A 17,193-nucleotide genomic window follows, 5' to 3' on the forward strand; every position below is an offset into this window, starting at 1 on the left:
GTCCCATCCAGGCCGAACCGCCATGAAAAACGCTGCTTTGCAAAAGCGGCGTTTTTCATGCGGCGTCGTGGTGCGAGCCTTACAGCTTGGTGTAGGCGGCTTGCAGTTCGCGGTGCAGCACGTCGGCAAAGCCGGCTTGCGACGCGTCATGTTGCGACAGCAGGCGGGCCAGCACGACGTTGTCTTCTTCGCCGTTCCAGATCTTGATGTAGGTGCCTTCCTTGTAGCCGTGCTGCTGGCGGAAGATGTTCAGCACGTTCTTGGAAACGTACTGGGTGTAGGCATCGTTCCAGGTCATCTCGCAGGCGGTCATGCTCTGTTCCAGCAGCTTGAAGCTGGCGCGGCCGCAGACGGCCAGGCCGCCGATCAGTTCCAGCAGTTCCGGCACGGCCAGGCTGGTCAGCGCGTAGCGCTGGCCATCCAGCGTCACCGAGGCCGGGCCGGCCAGGTCGGCCACCAGCGCGGCGGCGGCGGCATTGACGTCGCCCTTGGCCTGCACGATGGTGTGCGACAGGTAGAAATGCAGGATGTCGACCAGTTCCATCTGCACCTGGGGCAGGTCGATGGTCTGCTTTTTCCACCACTTCCAGCCGTAGTGCTCGAGTGCCTCGGCCGATTCGACGAAGGCGGCGCGCAGGAAGCGGGCGCCGCCGTTGATCCAGTCCGGATTGATCATGCTGTTCAAGTCGCCTTGCAGCTTCAGCATCGTGGCCGCCTGGGCCTGGTTCAATCCGACAACGTTGTTCACTTTCACTCCGGTATTCATGGGGTCTTTCGACGGCGGCGGAAATGTTAGCACCAATGCGTGGGGGGCCAGGCGCCGCCGTCGGCGTTCAGCCGTCCTTGCGGTACGACGTGGTCTTGAGCGGCGGCAGTTTGCCCAGCGGCTGCTTGCGCGGGTCGCGCGCCCCGCTGGCGGCCTTGAACAGCATGAACGCAAAGAAGGCCAGGAACACCGCCGGCATCAGCTCGTCCAGGTCGAAGTGCGGCGCGCGCAGCGCCCTGAATGCGATGTTGACCGCGGCCCAGCCGGCGATGGCCCCGGCAATGGTCAACACGATACCCAGCTTGCGCTGGCGTGCGCGCTTGGCCATGGACACCGTGGCGGCGTCTTCCTGGCCGGGCACGCCCGCCAGCGGGGCGGGTTCGGCGCGGCGCGATTGCAGCGGCGGGGGCGCGGATTTGCCCCAGGTCAGGTCGTACAGCGAATCCTGGGCAGGCTGGGATGCCGGCGCGGCGGCCGGCGTGCCGGCCTGGCGGCGCTTGGCCTCGGCCTTGTCAGGTACCCGGCCGGGCGAGGCGCCGCCGGCGCGCGACAGGTTTTCGACGTAGCGCGCGAAGTCGCCGTTTTTCGGCTCCATCTCTATTGCCATGCTCTTCTCCGGGCGGGCCTGATGACGACGGGTCGGGCCCTAGTTGCCGCGGCGCGCCCGCGCCGGTTGCCGGCGTTTGCGCATCATCGCGACCAGAAGCCCGAATCCTAGCAGCACTGAGAAGCCCGCGCCGATCATCATGGCGATCTGCTGCGCGTTTTCGGCGGCGCCCAGGCTGCGCGCCGTGATGTAGCCTGGCGCCAGCATCAGCGGCATCCACAAGATGGCCGACGCGACGTTGGCCAGCTGGAAGCGGCCGTGGGCCATGCCCATCACGCCGGCCACCGTCGGGATGGTCGAGCGGATGGGGCCCAGGAAGCGACCGATCAGCACCGAGGCAAAGCCATAGCGGTAGAAGAACAGCCGGGCGCGGGCCACGGCGGTGCGCTGCTGCTTGAGCGGCCAGCGGCGCAGCACGTTCGGGCCGGCCCAGCGGCCCAGGCCATAGGACAGGGCATCGCCCACGATGGCGCCGGCGATGCCCCAGGCCAGGATGCTCCAGAGGTCCAGCGTGCCCGCGCCGATCAGGCCGCCGGTCAGCAGCATCAGTGCCGTGGCCGGAATGAACAGGCCCAGCAGCACCATGGATTCGCCCAGCGTCAGCAGGAAAGTGATGGGCCCGGCCCAGGCCTGGTTGGTTTCGATCAGCAGGCCGATCTTGTCGATATAGTGGTCCATGAGGCTGAAGTTGAAAATTAGCTGAATGCAATCGGGTATCTTAACGCCTGCATCGTGGACGGCACGTGAAAATGGCGGCCACCGGAAGGCTATCGTCGGAGTTCTATGGATTCGGTTACACAAGCCGTGCTGGGCGCGGGCATACAGGGGGCGCTGCTGGGGCGCGTGCAGGGGCGCCGGGCGCTGTTCTATGGCGCCGCGCTGGCCACCTTGCCGGACCTGGACGTGCTGATGCGCTACCCCGACCCGGTGTCGTTGATGACCTATCACCGCGGGTTCTCGCATTCGATCTTCGTCCTGACCGGGCTGGCCGCACTGCTGACCTGGCTGATCCGCAAGTACTGGCCGCAGGCGCCCTACAGCGGCAGGCGCCTGTTCCTGACCTTGTGGCTGGTGTTGGTGACGCATCCACTCCTGGACGCGTTCACCGTCTATGGCACCCAGCTGTTCTGGCCGATCCCGTCCATTCCCGAAAGCTGGTCGGCGGTCTTCATCATCGATCCCCTCTACACCGTGCCCTTGTTGCTGGCCGCGGTGTACGCCACGGCGGTCGGCATGACGCGCAGCGCTCGCCGCGTCCTGGCAGGGGCGCTGGTGTTCAGCACGGCCTATCTGGGCTTCGGGCTGGCGGGCCGCATTGCTGCCGAGCACCGGGTGCGCGACGCCATGCAGGCGCAAGGCATCGCCGTCACCGAGCTGCGGGCCATGCCCATGCCGCTGAACACGCTGCTGTGGCGCGTCATCGCCAAGACGCCCGACGGCCACTACTACGAGGCCGTCAGCAGTTGGTTTGATGGCGCGGTGCCCGAGTTTGTGCGTCAGCCGCTCAACCTGGACGCCGGCCAGGCGTTGGCGGGCGTCCCGCTGCACGAGCGGCTGCGCTGGTTCACCGATGACTGGCTGCGCTATGACGTGATGGGCGATGCGCTGGTGGTGACCGACCTGCGCATGGGCATGGCGGGTCATTACAACTTCCGCTTCAAGATGGCCGACCGGGGGCCGGATGGGGCCTGGCGGGCGATCACCCCGTCGCGTTGGCCGGGGGAGCGGGGCGGTTGGGCCGAACTGAAGTTGGTGCTGGCCCGCATCCTGCACGCCCAGCCGCCGCTGCCGTTGGCGCAGTGGGCGGAAAAGGCGTCGCCCTAGCGCCTGCCGCGTCCGACTGCCTGGCTGGCAAGCCCCTCTGCGTCGTCCGCGAGGGGCTTTTGTTTTTGGCCGCCCTGGATTATTCTTGTTCGCTATTAAGGAACAGTAGTTCCCTTTTATGGAACATTTATGAGTATTCTAGACGGCGTCCAGCGCGTGCTGTCGCTCTATGCGGACGGCGTGGCCGAGTTGAGCTTCACCGACGTGGCGCAGCGGCTGGCCATGCCCAAGAGCACGGCATCGCGCCTGCTGAACCAGATGCAGCATTACGGCATGCTGGATCAGGACGCGGCCACGCGCCGCTATCGCCCGGGCGTGTTGTTGACGCAGGCGGTGCGCGCCGGCCAGCACGCCACGCCGCTGGACGAGGCCTGCCGCAAGGTGCTGGTCCGTCTGTCCGAAGACAGCGGCCTGACCGCCTATCTGTCCACCCTGAACCAGCGCGAAACCGTGGTGTTGCAACGCCTGAACGGTTCGCATCCGGTGCAGGTGCTATCCCCGCCTGGTTCGCGCCGCGCCGCGTCCGGCACGGCGATGGGGCGCGCGCTGCTGTCGCGGCTGACGCCGACCGAATTCGAGGCGCTGTATGGCGCCGATCCGTCGGCACCCCTGCAGGTGGAGGGCAAGGATTGCCCTGCCACCGTCGGCGAGCTGGCCCAGCGCGTGGCGCAGGTCCGTGCCGATCATTACGGAGTCGCCATCGATCAGGCCATGCCCGGTATCGGCGCCGTGGCCGCGGCCGTGCGCGATCCGGCCACCGGCGAGCTGCGCGGCCTGTGCCTGTCGTTCGTGTCCTTCCAGGCCGACGCCGCCCGCGTGGCGACCCTGCGTGAATCCCTGACCCAGCAGGTCGCGGCGTTGGGCCGCGAATTGAACGATCCCTATTGGCTCGGCTGACGCCGGGCCTGATTCCCTTGACCGACATTGCCGTATCCCGGCCGCGCCCGCGCGGCATCCGACTTACCGATTCCAAGGAACCTCTCTCATGAACCTTCTGCTTCTCAGCAATTCCAGCAGCGACGCCGGCTATCTGGTGCACGCGTTGCCCGACATCCGCGAACTGATCGAATCGCTGCCGGCCGGGGCCAAGGCCGTGTTCGTGCCGTTCGCGGGCGTGACGCGCAACTGGGACGACTACACCGCGCTGGTCGTGTCGGCGCTGGCCGATACGGGCCTGGACATCCAGGGGCTGCATCGCACCGCCGATCCCGTGGCCGCGCTGGAAGCGGCTGCGGTCATCATCGTGGGTGGCGGCAACACCTTCAATCTGCTGGGCCAGTTGCGCCGCCAGGGCCTGCTCGACGTGGTGGCCCGCCGTGTGCGTGAAGGCGCCGCCTACCTGGGCTGGAGCGCCGGCTCCAACCTGGCATGCCCCAGCATCTGCACCACCAACGACATGCCCATCACCGACCCCGAAGGGTTCGATGCGCTGGGCCTGCTGTCGTTCCAGATCAATCCGCACTACACCAACGCCCACCCGCCCGGACATCGCGGCGAGACTCGCGCGCAGCGCCTGGCCGAATTCTGCACCTTGAACCCGACCATGCCGGTGCTGGGCCTGCCGGAAGGCGCGGCGCTGCGCGTGCGCGACCAGGCCGTCGCATTGGTCGGCCCGCACGACGCGCCGTTGTTCCTCGGGCATGCCGAACCCCAGGTGTTCCGCCCCGGTCCGCTGGAGATTCCGGCATGAAGCAAGTCATCGATACCATCGAGCTGCTGTCCTCGGCCCACATCACGGGCGAAGCCGTCGCGCAGCACCTGCGCGCAGCCGGCCATTGCCAGGTCGACGTGACCCACCTGGAACGCGACGGCGCCGCCACCGACTTCCTGTCCATCGTCATCCCGGGCGCGGATGACGCCGCGCCGCAGTTGGGCATCATCGGCCGCCTGGGCGGTATCGGTGCACGCCCGGCGGTCACCGGCCTGGTGTCCGACAGCGATGGCGCGGTGGTCGCCATTGCCGCAGCACTCAAGCTGATGGCCATGGCGCGCCAGGGCGACGTGCTGCCCGGCACCGTGCGCATCCGCACCCACATCTGCCCGCGCGCCGGCACCCGTCCGCACCATCCCGTGCCGATGATGAAGTCGCCCTTTCCCATGCGCGAAATGATGTCGCACGAAGTCGACCCGCGCATGGACGCCATTCTCTCGGTCGACACCACCCGCGGCAACCGGCTCGTGAACCAGCGCGGCGTGGCGCTCACGCCCGTGGCCAGGCAGGGCTACCTGCTGCGCATTCCGGAAACCATGCTGGACGTCATGGGCTGGGTCAGCGGCGAACTGCCGCTGACGCTGCCGCTCACCACGCAGGACATCACGCCCTACGAAAACGGCCTGTCGCACGTCAATTCGCTGATGCAGCCCACCATCGTCACCGACGCGCCCGTCGTGGGCGTGGCCCTGACCGCGCAGACCGCCGTGCCGGGTTGCGCCACGGGCGTGACCAACGCCGTGGATGCCGATGTCGCCATGCGCTTCTGCATCGAAATCGCCAAACTGTTCGGCCAGGGCGCCATGACCTTCGTCGACGCGGCGGAGTGGGACGCGCTGCAAAGCCGCTATGGTTCCCTGGCGCACTTGCAGACCACCGGTATCGAACCCGGGGGTGCCCAATGAGCGCGCACGCGCCACGCCGCGTCGCGTTCTTCACCATCGGCCAATCGCCGCGCAGCGATGTGGTGCCCGAAATGGCGCCCTTGCTGGGCGCGCACGTGCAGATCGACGAGTTCGGGGCCCTGGATGGCCTGGACACCGCCGCGTTGGCCGCGCTGGCGCCGCGTCCGGGCGAATACCGTTTCGCGACGCGGCTGCGCGACGGGGCGCAGATCGAACTGGACGCGGCCGCCGCCGAAGCCCGCCTGGCGCAGGTGATGCGCCAGGCCGACGCCTCCGGCTACGACGTGCTGGTGCCCTTGTGTACCGGCACGGCGATTGCCCCGATGCGCACGCTGGTGATCGAACCGCAGCAGGTCGTGGACCATCTGGTCGCGGGCTTGTCGCAGCACTGCCGCAAGGTAGGGCTGGTGGTGCCGCTGGCCGCCCAGGTCGATGCCTTCCATCTGGCCGTCCCGCTGGAATGCCAGGCGAGCGTGGTACACGCCTCGCCCTATGAATCCGACGCGGACCGCGCCGCAATCCATTTCGCGCAGGCCGGCCGTGACCTGGCCGACTGCGATTTCATCATCATGCACTGCATGGGTTACGCCGAGCGCATGCGGCAGGCGGTGGCAACGGCGTCGGGGCGTCCGGTGCTGCTGTCCAACCGCCTGGTTGCACAGACGCTCGCACAATTATTGGTCTAAGGGGAAACCACTTCATGTTCCGCAGCACTTTGCATCGCGCCATGGGCGCACTGTTCATCGCCAGCTCGCTGGCGGCCGCGCCGGCCTTGGCCACCGACGCCTGGAAACCGACCAAGCCGATCCGCCTGCTGGTGGGATTTGCGCCCGGCGGCTCCGCCGATACGCTGGCTCGCCTGCTGGCCGAACCGCTGTCGCAGCGCCTGGGCCAGACCGTCGTGGTCGAGAACCTGGCGGGCGCCGGTGGCAACATCATGGCGTACCGCCTGTCGCAGTCGCAGCCCGACGGCTACACCATCGGCATCGCCGCTGCCGGCTCCATGGCCATCACGCACGTGCTCAACCCCAAGGGCACCAACTACAAGCCGGCCGACTTCACGCCGATTACCTTGGCAGCGGTGCAGCCCAACGTCGTCATCGTCAACAAGGATGTACCGGCCAACAACCTGGCCGAATTGAAGGACTACTTCCAGAAGACGCCCACCGCCACCTATGGCACGGCCGGCGTCGGCATTTCGAACCACCTGATCGCCGAGACCATGCTGTACAAGATGGGCGTGAAGGTGCCGCACGCGGCTTACCGCGGTGCCGCCCCGGTCATCACTGACCTGCTGGGCGGTCACATCGCCATGACGATGGACAACATCTCCACCGCCGCGCCGCTGGCCAGCCAGGGCAAGGTCAAGGCCATCGCCGTGGCCTCGCTCAAGCGCTCGGCGCAGTTGCCCAACGTGCCCACGCTGGACGAACAAGGCCTGAAGGGCTTCGACATGCCGACCTGGCAGGGTGTGTTCGCGCCGGCCGGCGTGCCGGCCGATGTGCTGGCCGCCTACTACGCCGCGCTGCAGGACGTGCTCAAGCAACCGGCGGTGATCGAGAAGATGGCGGGCCTGGGCTCGGAACCGGTCACGGGCATGACGCCCGAGAAGTTCGGCCAGTTCCTGGACAACGGCCGCAAGCAATGGGCCGACATCGTGCGCGCGGCCAACATCAGCCTGGAGCAGTAGCGCAGGCTGGCAATGCCGGCATCGGGGTCAGGCCTGGCCGGCATCGTGCCGTGCGGCGCGGGTGGGTCAGGCCGGCAGGCGCGCGGCGATCTCGGCGATCAGGCGGCGTGCGGCGTCCAGCTTGTCGGCGGCCGGCAGCGGATGCGCGCCCTGGGCGTCGAACAGCACCAGTTCGGTCGTGTCGGCGTCCATGACTTTGTGCGCCAGGTTGCCGACCAGCAGCGGAATGCCCTTGCGTGCGCGCTTGGCCTCGGCGTGCTCAGCCAGCTTTTCGGTTTCGGCGGCAAACCCCACGCACCAGGGGCCGTCTTTCAGCTTGGCCACTTCGGCCAGGATGTCGGGGTTGGGTTCGAATTCCATCAGCGGCGCGCCGCCGCCTTCGCTGGTTTTCTTGAGCTTTTGCGTGCTGACGTTCTTCACGCGCCAATCGGCCACGGCAGCAACCGCAATGAAGATGTCGGCATCGGTAGCGCTGGCCATCACGGCATCGTGCATCTGGCGGGCGGTAGTGACCGACAGCGCGGTGACGCCGCGCGGCACGGGCAGGGCCGTGGCGCCGGTGATGAGGGTGACGCGGGCGCCGGCTTCGCGCGCGGCGCGGGCCAGCGCATAGCCGGTCTTGCCCGACGAACGATTGCTCAGCACGCGCACCGGGTCCACGGGTTCGGATGTGGGGCCTGCCGTCAGCAGCACGTGGCGTCCGGCCAGCAGCTTGGGCTGGAAGAAGGCGATCAGGTCGGTCAGGATTTCGTGCGCTTCCAGCATGCGCCCGTCGCCGGTTTCGCCACAGGCCTGTTCGCCCGCCGACGGCCCCAATATGCTGATGCCGTCGGCGCGCAATTGCGCCACGTTGCGCTGGGTCGCCGGGTTGGCCCACATCTCGCGGTTCATGGCGGGGGCCACCAGCAGCGGGCAGGCGCGCGCCACGCACAGGGTGGACAGCAGGTCGTCGGCCATGCCATGCGCCAGCTTGGCCATGAAGTCCGTGCTGGCGGGGGCGATCAGCACGGCGTCGGCGCCGCGCGTCAGGTCGATGTGCGCCATGTTGTTGGGCACGCGGGCGTCCCAGGCGTCGACGAACACCGGGCGGCCCGACAGGGCCTGCATGGTGACGGGGGTGATGAAGTGCGTGGCGGCTTCGGTCATCACGACATCGACCGTGGCGCCTTGTTCGGTCATGCGCCGCACCAGCTCGGCGATTTTGTAGCAGGCGATGCCCCCGGTCAGGCCGAGGACGATGCGTTTGCGGGCGAGGTCGAGCATGAGGGTCGGACAGCGGGCAAGCGCCGTCAAATCAAGGAACGGACAGTGATTTTATTCTGCATTGCGGTATTGCGCCGTTCGCCATGCCGATAGGGGGCGTCAAACAAGACAAAACCCGGCCATCGGCCGGGTTTTCGGGGGCGGGCGGGGACGGGAATCAGGCCCGCGGCTTGCGCGCCCGCAGCAGTTCGTCCAGCACCAGCAGCACCGCGCCGCAACTGATGCCCACGTCCGCCAGGTTGAAGGCGGGGAAATACCAGTCGCGCCAATAAAACAGCAGGAAGTCCACCACGTGGCCATAGACTACGCGGTCGATCACGTTGCCGATGGCGCCGCCCAGGATCAGCGTCAGGGCCAGGCAGAACCGAGGCTGGCCGCGGGTGCGGCGCAGGATCACGGTAATGACCACGGCGGCCACGATGCCCAGCGCCGTGAACAACCAGCGCTGCCAGCCTTCTTCGGACGCCAGGAAGCTGAACGCCGCGCCGCGGTTGAACAGCAGCGTGAAGTCGAAGAACGGCAGCAGGTTCAGGCGTTCGCCGTACTGGTACGAGGTGTTGAAGTACACCTTGGTCAGCTGGTCCAGCACGATGATCGCCAGGGCGATCGCCAGCCAGCGGCCCACCTTGGCGGGGGGCGCGCTGGCGGCCGCGGACGCGGTGGCGCCTTGCGGGGCGGGGCCGGCCATGCTCAGGCCTTGTCGCGGGCTTCGCCCGAGCCGAACAGGTTGGACACGCAGCGGCCGCAGATCTCGGGGTGGTCCGGATCCTGGCCCACGTCCAGGCGCCAGTGCCAGCAGCGTTCGCACTTCTTGTGCGTCGACGGCGTGACCTGGATGCGGGTTTCGCCTTCACCGGCGTGCACGGTGGCGCGCGAGACGATCAGCACGAAGCGCAGGTCGTCGCCCAGGCTGGCCAGCAGTTGCTGGTCTTCGCCGCTGGCGTACAGGTCCACTTCGGCCTGCAGCGACGAACCGATGTCGCCGGCCGTGCGCACTTCTTCCAGCTTGCGCTGGACCTCGGCGCGAATGGCGCGCAGGCGCGTCCACTTGGCCGACAGGGCCTCGGCGTCCGCGAACGGCGGCAGCGCGTGGTAGACCTCGGTGAAGATGGTCACGCGGGCCGCGTCGGCCTGGTGCTTCAGGGCCGATGCCACCAGTTCCTTCCAGGCTTCTTCGGCCGTGAACGACAGGATCGGCGCCATCAGCTTGAGCAGCGTCTGGGTGATGTCCAGCAGCGCGGTCTGGGCCGAACGGCGGGCCACGCTGCCCACGGCCGACGTGTACAGGCGGTCTTTCAGGATGTCCAGGTAGAACGCGCCCAGGTCTTCCGAGCAGAATGTCTGCAGGCGCGACACGGCCGGGTGGAAGTCGTAGCGTTCGTAGTTGGCCTGGACTTCGGCCTGCATCTGCGCGGTCATGGCCAGCGCGTAGCGGTCGATCTCGAACAGGTCGCCGTAGGGCACGGACTGCGACACGGCGTCGAAGTCGGCCAGGTTGGCCAACAGGAAGCGCAGCGTGTTTCGGATGCGGCGGTAGCCTTCGACCACGCGCTTGAGGATCTCGTCGGAAATCGACAGTTCGCCCGAATAGTCGGTGGACGCCACCCACAGGCGCAGGATTTCCGCGCCCAGCGAGTCGGACACCTTTTGCGGGGCGATCACGTTGCCGACCGACTTGCTCATCTTGCGGCCCTGGCCGTCCACCACGAAGCCGTGCGTCAGCAGGGCCTTGTAGGGCGGTTGGCCGTACAGCATGCAGCCGGTCAGCAGCGACGAATGGAACCAGCCGCGATGCTGGTCCGAGCCTTCCAGGTACAGGTCGGCGGGCCAGGCGAGCTCGGCGCCGTGCGAACCGGCAAAGGCGTGGTCCTTGCCGCCCAGCACGGTGGCGTGGGTGCTGCCGGAATCGAACCAGACGTCCAGCGTGTCGCGGTTCTTTTCGTATTGGTCGGCCTCGTCGCCCAGCAACTCGCGCGGGTCCAGCGCCTGCCAGGCCTCGATGCCGCCTTGTTCGACGCGTTGCGCCACCTGTTCAAGCAGCTCGGACGTGCGCGGATGCAGCTCGCCGGTTTCCTTGTGCACGAAGAACGCCATCGGCACGCCCCATTGGCGCTGGCGCGACAGGGTCCAGTCCGGACGGTTGGCGATCATGGCGTGCAGGCGGGCACGGCCCCAGGCCGGGTAGAAGGCCGTGGCGTCGATGCCGGCCAGCGCCGACTCGCGCAGGGTCGGGCCGCCGTCTTTCGGGGCCACGTCCATGCCGGCGAACCACTGGCTGGTGGCGCGGTAGATGATCGGCGTCTTGTGGCGCCAGCAGTGCATGTAGCTGTGCTTGTGCTTTTCGACATGCATCAGCGCGCCGGCTTCGGTCAGGGCCTCGACGATCTTGGGGTTGGCATCCCAGATGGACAGGCCGCCGAACAGCGCCAGGCTGTCGACGTACTTGCCGTCGCCCATGACCGGGCTGATGAAGTCGGTGTCTTTCATGCCGTGCGCCTTGCACGAGATGAAGTCTTCGATACCGTAGGCGGGGGCCGAGTGCACCACGCCGGTGCCCGAATCGGCCGTGACGTAGTCGCCCAGGTAGACGGGCGACTTGCGGTCGTAGGCGGCGTCGAATCGGGCCAGCGGGTGGCGGAATTCAATGCCCGACAGGGCGGCGCCCGGGGCGGTGGCGATGACTTCGCCTTCCAGGCCCCACGATTTCAGGCAGGCTTCGACGCGTTCGCGGGCGACCAGCAGCAGGGGGCCGAACTTGGGCACGGGCGATACGCGCACCAGCGCGTATTCGATTTCCGGGTGCACGTTCAGGGCCTGGTTGGACGGGATGGTCCAGGGCGTGGTGGTCCAGATGACGATGGCGCCGTCATCCACGGCATCCAGGCCGAAGGCCTGGGCCAGCTTGGCCGGTTCGGCAAACGGGAACGCCACGTCCACCGCCGGGTCGACGCGGTCGGCGTATTCGACTTCGGCTTCGGCCAGCGCCGAACCACAGTCGAAACACCAGTTCACGGGCTTCAGGCCACGGAACACGTAACCCTTGTCCAGGATGCTGCCCAGCGCGCGGATTTCGTCGGCTTCATTGCTGAAGTTCATCGTCATGTACGGACGATCCCATTCGCCCAGCACGCCCAGGCGCTTGAAATCCTTGCGCTGGCGGTCGATCTGCTCGAGCGCGTAGGCTCGGGCCTTGGACTGCACTTCGGCCACGGGCAGGTGCTTGCCGTACTTCTTTTCGATCTGGATCTCGATCGGCATGCCGTGGCAATCCCAGCCCGGCACGTAGTGCGCGTCGTAGCCGGCCATGTTGCGGCTCTTGACGATGATGTCCTTCAGGATCTTGTTGACCGCGTGACCGATGTGGATGTCGCCGTTGGCGTAGGGCGGGCCGTCGTGCAGCACGAAGCGCGGGCGGCCTTTGCTGGCGGCGCGGATCGCCTGGTAGACGTGGTTTTCCTCCCACTGCGTAATCCAGGCGGGCTCGCGCTTGGCGAGGTCGCCCCGCATGGGGAAGGGGGTATCGGGCAGGTTGAGGGTCTTTTTATAGTCCATGAACGGCAAAATAGGCGCGCGCGTTTCGCGCGTCTTCGGCGATGGCGGCAGTCAGGGAAGGGAGGTCAGGAAACTTTTCTTCGTCCCGCAGCTTGTGCAGGAACTCGACACGCACGAGTTTACCGTATGCGTTGACGGTCTCGTCGAGCAGGTGTGACTCAAGCAGCACGCGGCCGCGGTCTTCGACCGTGGGGCGCACGCCCAGGCTGGCCACGGCCGGCAGGGCGCGGTCGCCCAGGCCATATACCTGCACCACGTAAATGCCCGAACGGGCCGCGCAGCGCTCGGCCACCCGCAGGTTCATCGTGGGAAAGCCCAGGGTGCGGCCCAGTTTCTGGCCGTGGATCACGTGGCCGCTGATATGGTAGGGGTGGCCCAGCAGGTGGCGGGCCCGGTCCAGGTCGCCGACCGCCAGCGCGGTACGGACTTCCGAACTCGAAATGCGGTGGCCGTGGCGGTCGGTCACGTCGGCCAGGGTCTGGACCTCGAAGCCATGGCGCAGGCCGGCTTCGCGCAGCAGGTCGATGTCGCCGCTGCGCTTGTGGCCGAAGCGGAAGTCTTCGCCCACCAGCAGCCACTTGGCGTTCAGCCCCCGCACCAGCAGGTTTTCGATGAACGCGTTGGCCGACATTTCGGCCAGGCGGGCATTGAATCGCTCGACCACGACCTGGGCGACGCCGTAGCGCGCCAGCGCCGCCAGTTTGTCACGCAGGCCGGAAATGCGCGTGGGCGCCAGTTCCGGACGGTGGTTCAGCGTGGCGAAATACTCGCGGGGGTGAGGCTCGAAAGTCATCACCGCCGGGGTCAGCTCGCGCTCGCGGGCAACCTGGCAGACGCGCGCCAGCATGGCCTGGTGGCCGCGGTGGACGCCGTCGAAATTGCCGATGGTCAGCGCGCAAGGGGCGCGCTGAGCGGGCGGAGGAAGGGATCGGTAGATACGCAGCGATGGTTTCACGAGCGAGAGTTTACAATTTTGGATTACGGGATTGTTCGACATCCCCAATTTGGATTGGTCATCTTGCCGGAAACTTCTACTACACAGCGCCGCATTGTCATCCTGATCTCAGGGCGCGGCAGCAACATGCAGGCGCTGGTCCAGGCCTGCCGCGAGCAGGGCTGGCCCGCCCGCGTCGCGGCCGTCATTGCCAGCCGGCCCGATGCAGGCGGCCTCGAATGGGCGGCCAGCCAGGGCATCGCCACGGCCGCGCTGTACCACAAGGACTACGCCAGCCGTGAAGCCTTCGACGCCGCGTTGGCCGCTGAAATCGACCTGCACGAACCCGACTTCGTCATCCTGGCCGGCTTCATGCGCGTCCTGACGCCCGGGTTCGTCAACCGCTACGCCGGCCGGCTGGTCAATATCCATCCGTCGCTGCTGCCCGCGTTCCCCGGGCTGCACACGCACGCCCAGGCCCTGGCCACCGGCGTGCGGGTGCACGGCTGTACCGTGCATTTCGTCACCCCGGTGCTGGACCACGGTCCCATCATCGCTCAGGGCTGCGTGCCGGTCCTGGCCGGCGACACCCCGGAAATGCTGGCCAACCGCGTGCTGGAGGTAGAACATCAGGCTTTTCCCGCCGCCGTGCGCTGGCTGGCTGAAGGCCGGGTTACCCTGACAAGCGACCACCGGGTGGACGTGCAGGGCGATCCCGACCGCCTGTTCACCTGGTCCGCGGCGTCCTGAGCCGCGACCCTTACACCTCGCGGGCCGCCCGACGGCCCTGCATCGCATTTATCGGGCGCAATCCCTGCGCCCCACTGGAATACACCATGAGCAAACCCCAATCTCCGCGTTCCCGCCCGGCCGGCGCCCCGAGGGCAGCCTCCGAAGGCCGCGACGGTCGGTCCTTCTTCTCGCGCCCCAAGGGCGAGGCCCGCGATGCCGCCCCGCGCGAACGCGCCCCGCGTGACGAACGCGCTGGCGGCCGCGAAGAACGCGGCTCGTTCGGATCCGAGCGCCGCGAAGAACGCGGCAATTTCGGCGCCGAGCGTCGCGAAGGCCAAGGCCGTCCGGCTCCCCGTCCGTCCTATGACGCGCCCCGCGGCGACAACCGGGGCGGCCAGCGCGGTTCCTTCGGCTCCGAGCGCCGCGAAGGGCAGGGCCGCCCGGCCCCCCGTCCTTCCTACGACGCCCCGCGTGGCGACAACCGGGGCGGCGAGCGCGGCTCGTTCGGTTCGGACCGCCGTGAAGGCCAGGGCCGTCCGGATTCCCGCCCGCCCTACGGCGCCCCGCGTGGCGACAGCCGGGGCGGCGAGCGCGGCTCGTTCGGTTCGGACCGCCGCGAAGGCCAGGGCCGTCCGGACTCCCGCCCGTCCTACGGCGCCCCGCGTGGCGATAGCCGTGGCGGCGAACGTGGTTCGTTCGGTTCGGACCGCCGCGAAGGCCAGGGCCGTCCGGACTCCCGCCCGTCCTACGGCGCCCCGCGTGGCGATAGCCGTGGCGGCGAGCGTGGTCCCTTCGGTTCGGACCGCCGTGAAGGCCAGGGCCGTCCGGATTCGCGCCCGTCCTACGGCGCCCCGCGTGGCGATAGCCGTGGCGGCGAACGTGGTTCGTTCGGTTCGGACCGCCGCGAAGGCCAGGGCCGCCCGGATTCCCGCCCGTCCTACGGCGCCCCGCGCGGCGACAGCCGCGGCGGCGAACGTGGTTCCTTCGGTTCGGACCGCCGCGAAGGCCAGGGCCGCCCGGATTCCCGCCCGTCCTACAACGGCCCGCGTGACGACGCCGGCCACGGCCAGCGTGAAGCCGCGCCGCAGAAACCGCAATTCAACCGACCGCGCCTGTCGTACGCCGCCAGCCGCATCGACCAGGTGCAGCGCGTCCTGGGCGAGATACTGCAATGGACCTACCCGGCCGATGCCGCGCTGTCGCACTGGCTGCGTCATCACCCCGGCCTGGGCGCGCGTGACCGCTCGGAAGTCGCCGAAGCCGTCTACGACGTGCTGCGCCACCTGCGCCGCTATCGCCAGTTTGGTGAAAGCGGCGTTGGCCCCGCCTCGCGCCGCCTGGCCATCCTGGGCCTGGCCGCGACGCTGGGCGTGGACGCATTGGAAGAGGGCATGGATGCCGGCGAAGCCGCGTGGCTCAAGCGCGTCAACCAGATCGACCTGGCGACGCTGCCACGCGCCGTGCGCGGCAGCATTCCCGACTGGCTGGACGAGCGCCTGGGTGCCATGGACAGCCCCGAAACCTTGATCGAAGCGCTGAACCGCCAGGCCAGCCTGGACCTGCGCGTGAATCCGCTCAAGGTCGAGCGCGATGCCATGCTGACCGAACTGCAGCAAAGCGCCGGTCGCTACGAACCCGTCGCCATGCCGTTCTCGCCCTGGGGCATCCGCATGGAAGGCCGCCCGGCGATCAACCGCTGGCCGCAATTCGAAAACGGCAGCATCGAAGTGCAGGACGAAGGCAGCCAGCTGCTGGCCCTGCTCGTAGCCCCGCGCCGCGGCGAAATGATCATCGACTTCTGCGCCGGCGCCGGCGGCAAGACCCTGCTGCTGGGCGCGCTGATGCGTTCGACCGGCAGGCTCTACGCCTTCGACGTGTCGGCCGCCCGCCTGGCCCGCGCCAAGCCGCGTTTTGCCCGCAGCGGCCTGTCCAACGTGGTGCCGGTGGTCATCGACAGCGAAAACGATGCCCGCGTCAAACGCCTGGCCGGCAAGGCCCAGCGCGTGCTGGTCGACGCTCCGTGCAGCGGCATCGGCACCTTGCGCCGCAACCCAGACCTGAAATGGCGCCAGCACCCCGAGGCGCTGGCCGAACTGGGCCAGTTGCAGGAACGCATCCTGAACAGCGCGGCGCGTTGCGTGGCCCCGGGCGGCCGCCTGGTGTACGCCACCTGCAGCCTGCTGGCCGAAGAAAACGAAGTGCAGGCCGAACGTTTCCTGGCCAGCCACCCCGACTTCGAGCGCCTGGACGCGGCCGAAATCCTCGCGGCGCGCTGCGAAAACCTGAAGCTGGACGGCCCCTACGTCCAGCTGCGCCCCGATGTTCATGGCACCGACGGCTTCTTTGCCGCTGTGTTCGAACGCCGCAAGAAAGCCTCCGCCGCCCCGGAAACCGAGGCCCAGGCCGAGGTCGACGCAGAAGCGGACGCCGTGGGTACGGTTGAAGGCGCTGCCGAGGCAGAGGCCGAGGCGGTCGTGCAGGCTGCCCAGGCCGAAGCCGAAGTGGTTCTGGCGGAAGTGGAGTCGGTTCAGGCTGAAGCCACTCAGGTGGCTGACGAGGCCGATGCGGCGGAACCTGCCGACGCCGAACCGGCCCCGGTCAAGCCCGCCAACGCCAAGCCCGCGGCTTGAAGGCACGCGGGCCGCGCCGGCTCAGTTGGCCGGCGCGATGCCCAGCGTGGCGCTGTAGCGGCGGATGCCGATCGTCTTGTTCTGGTATTTCACTTCCCAGGCCAGCGAGTCCGAACCGGGCTGGTTGGCCTGGTAGACCAGTTGGGCAATCGGCACTGTCTTATATGCGCAACGTCCCGAATCGCCGGATTGGCCGCGCGTCTGCACGATGCTGGCGGTGCCCAGGCGCGGCTGCAGCGTGACCGTCACGCGCGGCGCGCGCAGGGCCAGGCAATCCGACCCCCTTATTTCGTAATACGACGCCAGCACGGCGACGTCCCCCGTTTTCATCGACTGGGCCAGGGCAGGCGTCGATGTCGTCAGCCCGGACAGGGCCAGCAGTGCAAAGAACTGGGGACGGATTTTGTGGCGAAACATCGTGGAGCGGACCGGGTAAATGGCGGACGGGCGGACCGAAGTGTGCGCCAGACGCATGGCGCCCGCAAGACAGGCGCGGGACCTGACAGGAACTTTAATGGCGAAATGTGGCCAAAACACCATGCCTTGCGAAGGCTTCCCCCCTCCCGGGAAGCGCCGGCC

16 protein-coding genes are annotated in these 17,193 nt (G+C 68.0%); 8 read left to right on the forward strand and 8 right to left on the reverse strand.

Features of this window, described 5'->3' with window-relative positions; genetic code table 11:
* Positions 1-79: 79 nt before the first annotated feature.
* The 3 genes from AC6LJ2_RS10520 to AC6LJ2_RS10530 all read right to left on the reverse strand — a co-directional run bounded on the left by AC6LJ2_RS10520 (position 80) and on the right by AC6LJ2_RS10530 (position 2,051).
* On the reverse strand, positions 80-766 hold the full coding sequence (locus AC6LJ2_RS10520; protein WP_263910940.1) for a dUTP diphosphatase: 687 nt from the start codon (positions 764-766) through the stop codon (positions 80-82).
* A 67-nt stretch (positions 767-833) separates the two neighbouring features.
* Entirely contained in the window at positions 834-1,373 is a 540-nt protein-coding gene (locus AC6LJ2_RS10525) for a hypothetical protein (protein ID WP_498151335.1), read from the reverse strand.
* Between the two features lie 39 nt (positions 1,374-1,412).
* Positions 1,413-2,051 (reverse strand): DedA family protein, encoded by a 639-nt coding sequence (locus AC6LJ2_RS10530; RefSeq protein ID WP_263910938.1) that lies wholly within the window; start codon positions 2,049-2,051, stop codon positions 1,413-1,415.
* Between the two features lie 105 nt (positions 2,052-2,156).
* Here AC6LJ2_RS10530 and AC6LJ2_RS10535 point away from each other — a divergent pair, with 105 nt between their 5' ends.
* The 6 genes from AC6LJ2_RS10535 (at position 2,157) to AC6LJ2_RS10560 (ending at position 7,503) form a co-directional block, all read left to right on the forward strand.
* Entirely contained in the window at positions 2,157-3,197 is a 1,041-nt protein-coding gene (locus tag AC6LJ2_RS10535) for a metal-dependent hydrolase (protein ID WP_263910937.1), read from the forward strand.
* Between the two features lie 129 nt (positions 3,198-3,326).
* Positions 3,327-4,094, forward strand: coding sequence for an IclR family transcriptional regulator domain-containing protein (locus tag AC6LJ2_RS10540; protein WP_263910936.1), 768 nt, complete (start codon positions 3,327-3,329; stop codon positions 4,092-4,094).
* 88 nt (positions 4,095-4,182) lie between these two features.
* Entirely contained in the window at positions 4,183-4,887 is a 705-nt protein-coding gene (gene pepE, locus AC6LJ2_RS10545; RefSeq protein ID WP_498151336.1) for a dipeptidase PepE, read from the forward strand.
* Positions 4,884-5,813: a DUF1177 domain-containing protein gene (locus AC6LJ2_RS10550; protein WP_498151337.1), complete on the forward strand. Its 930-nt coding sequence runs from the start codon at positions 4,884-4,886 to the stop codon at positions 5,811-5,813. Before pepE ends, AC6LJ2_RS10550 begins: the two co-directional genes overlap by 4 nt.
* Positions 5,810-6,499, forward strand: a complete 690-nt coding sequence (locus AC6LJ2_RS10555; protein ID WP_498151338.1) for an AroM family protein — start codon at positions 5,810-5,812, stop codon at positions 6,497-6,499. The genes AC6LJ2_RS10550 and AC6LJ2_RS10555 overlap by 4 nt, the downstream gene beginning before the upstream one ends.
* 14 nt (positions 6,500-6,513) lie before the next feature.
* On the forward strand, positions 6,514-7,503 hold the full coding sequence (locus AC6LJ2_RS10560; RefSeq protein ID WP_498151339.1) for a Bug family tripartite tricarboxylate transporter substrate binding protein: 990 nt from the start codon (positions 6,514-6,516) through the stop codon (positions 7,501-7,503).
* 66 nt (positions 7,504-7,569) lie between these two features.
* On the opposite strand, the gene coaBC is transcribed toward AC6LJ2_RS10560, so the two are convergent.
* The 4 genes from coaBC to AC6LJ2_RS10580 all read right to left on the reverse strand — a co-directional run bounded on the left by coaBC (position 7,570) and on the right by AC6LJ2_RS10580 (position 13,273).
* Positions 7,570-8,766 (reverse strand): bifunctional phosphopantothenoylcysteine decarboxylase/phosphopantothenate--cysteine ligase CoaBC, encoded by a 1,197-nt coding sequence (coaBC, locus tag AC6LJ2_RS10565; RefSeq protein ID WP_263910929.1) that lies wholly within the window; start codon positions 8,764-8,766, stop codon positions 7,570-7,572.
* Positions 8,767-8,923: 157 nt separating this feature from the next.
* A complete protein-coding gene (lspA, locus tag AC6LJ2_RS10570) occupies positions 8,924-9,454 on the reverse strand; it encodes a signal peptidase II (protein ID WP_263910927.1) in 531 nt (176 codons plus the stop codon).
* Between the two features lie 2 nt (positions 9,455-9,456).
* Entirely contained in the window at positions 9,457-12,318 is a 2,862-nt protein-coding gene (gene ileS / locus AC6LJ2_RS10575) for an isoleucine--tRNA ligase (RefSeq protein ID WP_498151340.1), read from the reverse strand.
* The gene (locus AC6LJ2_RS10580) at positions 12,308-13,273 is read right to left on the reverse strand and encodes a bifunctional riboflavin kinase/FAD synthetase (RefSeq protein WP_263910925.1); all 966 of its coding nucleotides are present in this window, start codon (positions 13,271-13,273) and stop codon (positions 12,308-12,310) included. Before AC6LJ2_RS10580 ends, ileS begins: the two co-directional genes overlap by 11 nt.
* Before the next feature lie 63 nt (positions 13,274-13,336).
* On the opposite strand from AC6LJ2_RS10580, the gene purN reads away from it, so the two are divergent.
* Positions 13,337-14,002 (forward strand): phosphoribosylglycinamide formyltransferase, encoded by a 666-nt coding sequence (gene purN / locus AC6LJ2_RS10585; RefSeq protein WP_263910924.1) that lies wholly within the window; start codon positions 13,337-13,339, stop codon positions 14,000-14,002.
* A 1,124-nt stretch (positions 14,003-15,126) separates the two neighbouring features.
* On the forward strand, positions 15,127-16,614 hold the full coding sequence (locus tag AC6LJ2_RS10590; protein WP_498151358.1) for an RsmB/NOP family class I SAM-dependent RNA methyltransferase: 1,488 nt from the start codon (positions 15,127-15,129) through the stop codon (positions 16,612-16,614).
* Between the two features lie 21 nt (positions 16,615-16,635).
* On the opposite strand, the gene AC6LJ2_RS10595 is transcribed toward AC6LJ2_RS10590, so the two are convergent.
* Positions 16,636-17,031 carry a hypothetical protein gene (locus AC6LJ2_RS10595; protein ID WP_263910921.1) on the reverse strand — a complete coding sequence of 132 codons (396 nt, stop codon included), beginning with the start codon at positions 17,029-17,031 and terminating at the stop codon, positions 16,636-16,638.
* Positions 17,032-17,193: the final 162 nt, after the last annotated feature.

Source organism: Achromobacter sp. 1014246743 (genome assembly GCF_059760725.1).

Bases quoted from the DNA above. Each gene is read 5' to 3' on its own strand.
- coaBC (WP_263910929.1), bottom strand. From the start codon at position 8,766: ATGCTCGACCTCGCCCGCAAACGCATCGTCCTCGGCCTGACCGGGGGC.
- AC6LJ2_RS10555 (WP_498151338.1), top strand. From the start codon at position 5,810: ATGAGCGCGCACGCGCCACGCCGCGTCGCGTTCTTCACCATCGGCCAA.
- AC6LJ2_RS10560 (WP_498151339.1), top strand. From the start codon at position 6,514: ATGTTCCGCAGCACTTTGCATCGCGCCATGGGCGCACTGTTCATCGCC.
- AC6LJ2_RS10550 (WP_498151337.1), top strand. From the start codon at position 4,884: ATGAAGCAAGTCATCGATACCATCGAGCTGCTGTCCTCGGCCCACATC.
- AC6LJ2_RS10525 (WP_498151335.1), bottom strand. From the start codon at position 1,373: ATGGCAATAGAGATGGAGCCGAAAAACGGCGACTTCGCGCGCTACGTC.
- AC6LJ2_RS10535 (WP_263910937.1), top strand. From the start codon at position 2,157: ATGGATTCGGTTACACAAGCCGTGCTGGGCGCGGGCATACAGGGGGCG.
- AC6LJ2_RS10595 (WP_263910921.1), bottom strand. From the start codon at position 17,031: ATGTTTCGCCACAAAATCCGTCCCCAGTTCTTTGCACTGCTGGCCCTG.
- AC6LJ2_RS10520 (WP_263910940.1), bottom strand. From the start codon at position 766: ATGAATACCGGAGTGAAAGTGAACAACGTTGTCGGATTGAACCAGGCC.
- AC6LJ2_RS10540 (WP_263910936.1), top strand. From the start codon at position 3,327: ATGAGTATTCTAGACGGCGTCCAGCGCGTGCTGTCGCTCTATGCGGAC.
- lspA (WP_263910927.1), bottom strand. From the start codon at position 9,454: ATGGCCGGCCCCGCCCCGCAAGGCGCCACCGCGTCCGCGGCCGCCAGC.
- pepE (WP_498151336.1), top strand. From the start codon at position 4,183: ATGAACCTTCTGCTTCTCAGCAATTCCAGCAGCGACGCCGGCTATCTG.
- AC6LJ2_RS10530 (WP_263910938.1), bottom strand. From the start codon at position 2,051: ATGGACCACTATATCGACAAGATCGGCCTGCTGATCGAAACCAACCAG.
- ileS (WP_498151340.1), bottom strand. From the start codon at position 12,318: ATGGACTATAAAAAGACCCTCAACCTGCCCGATACCCCCTTCCCCATG.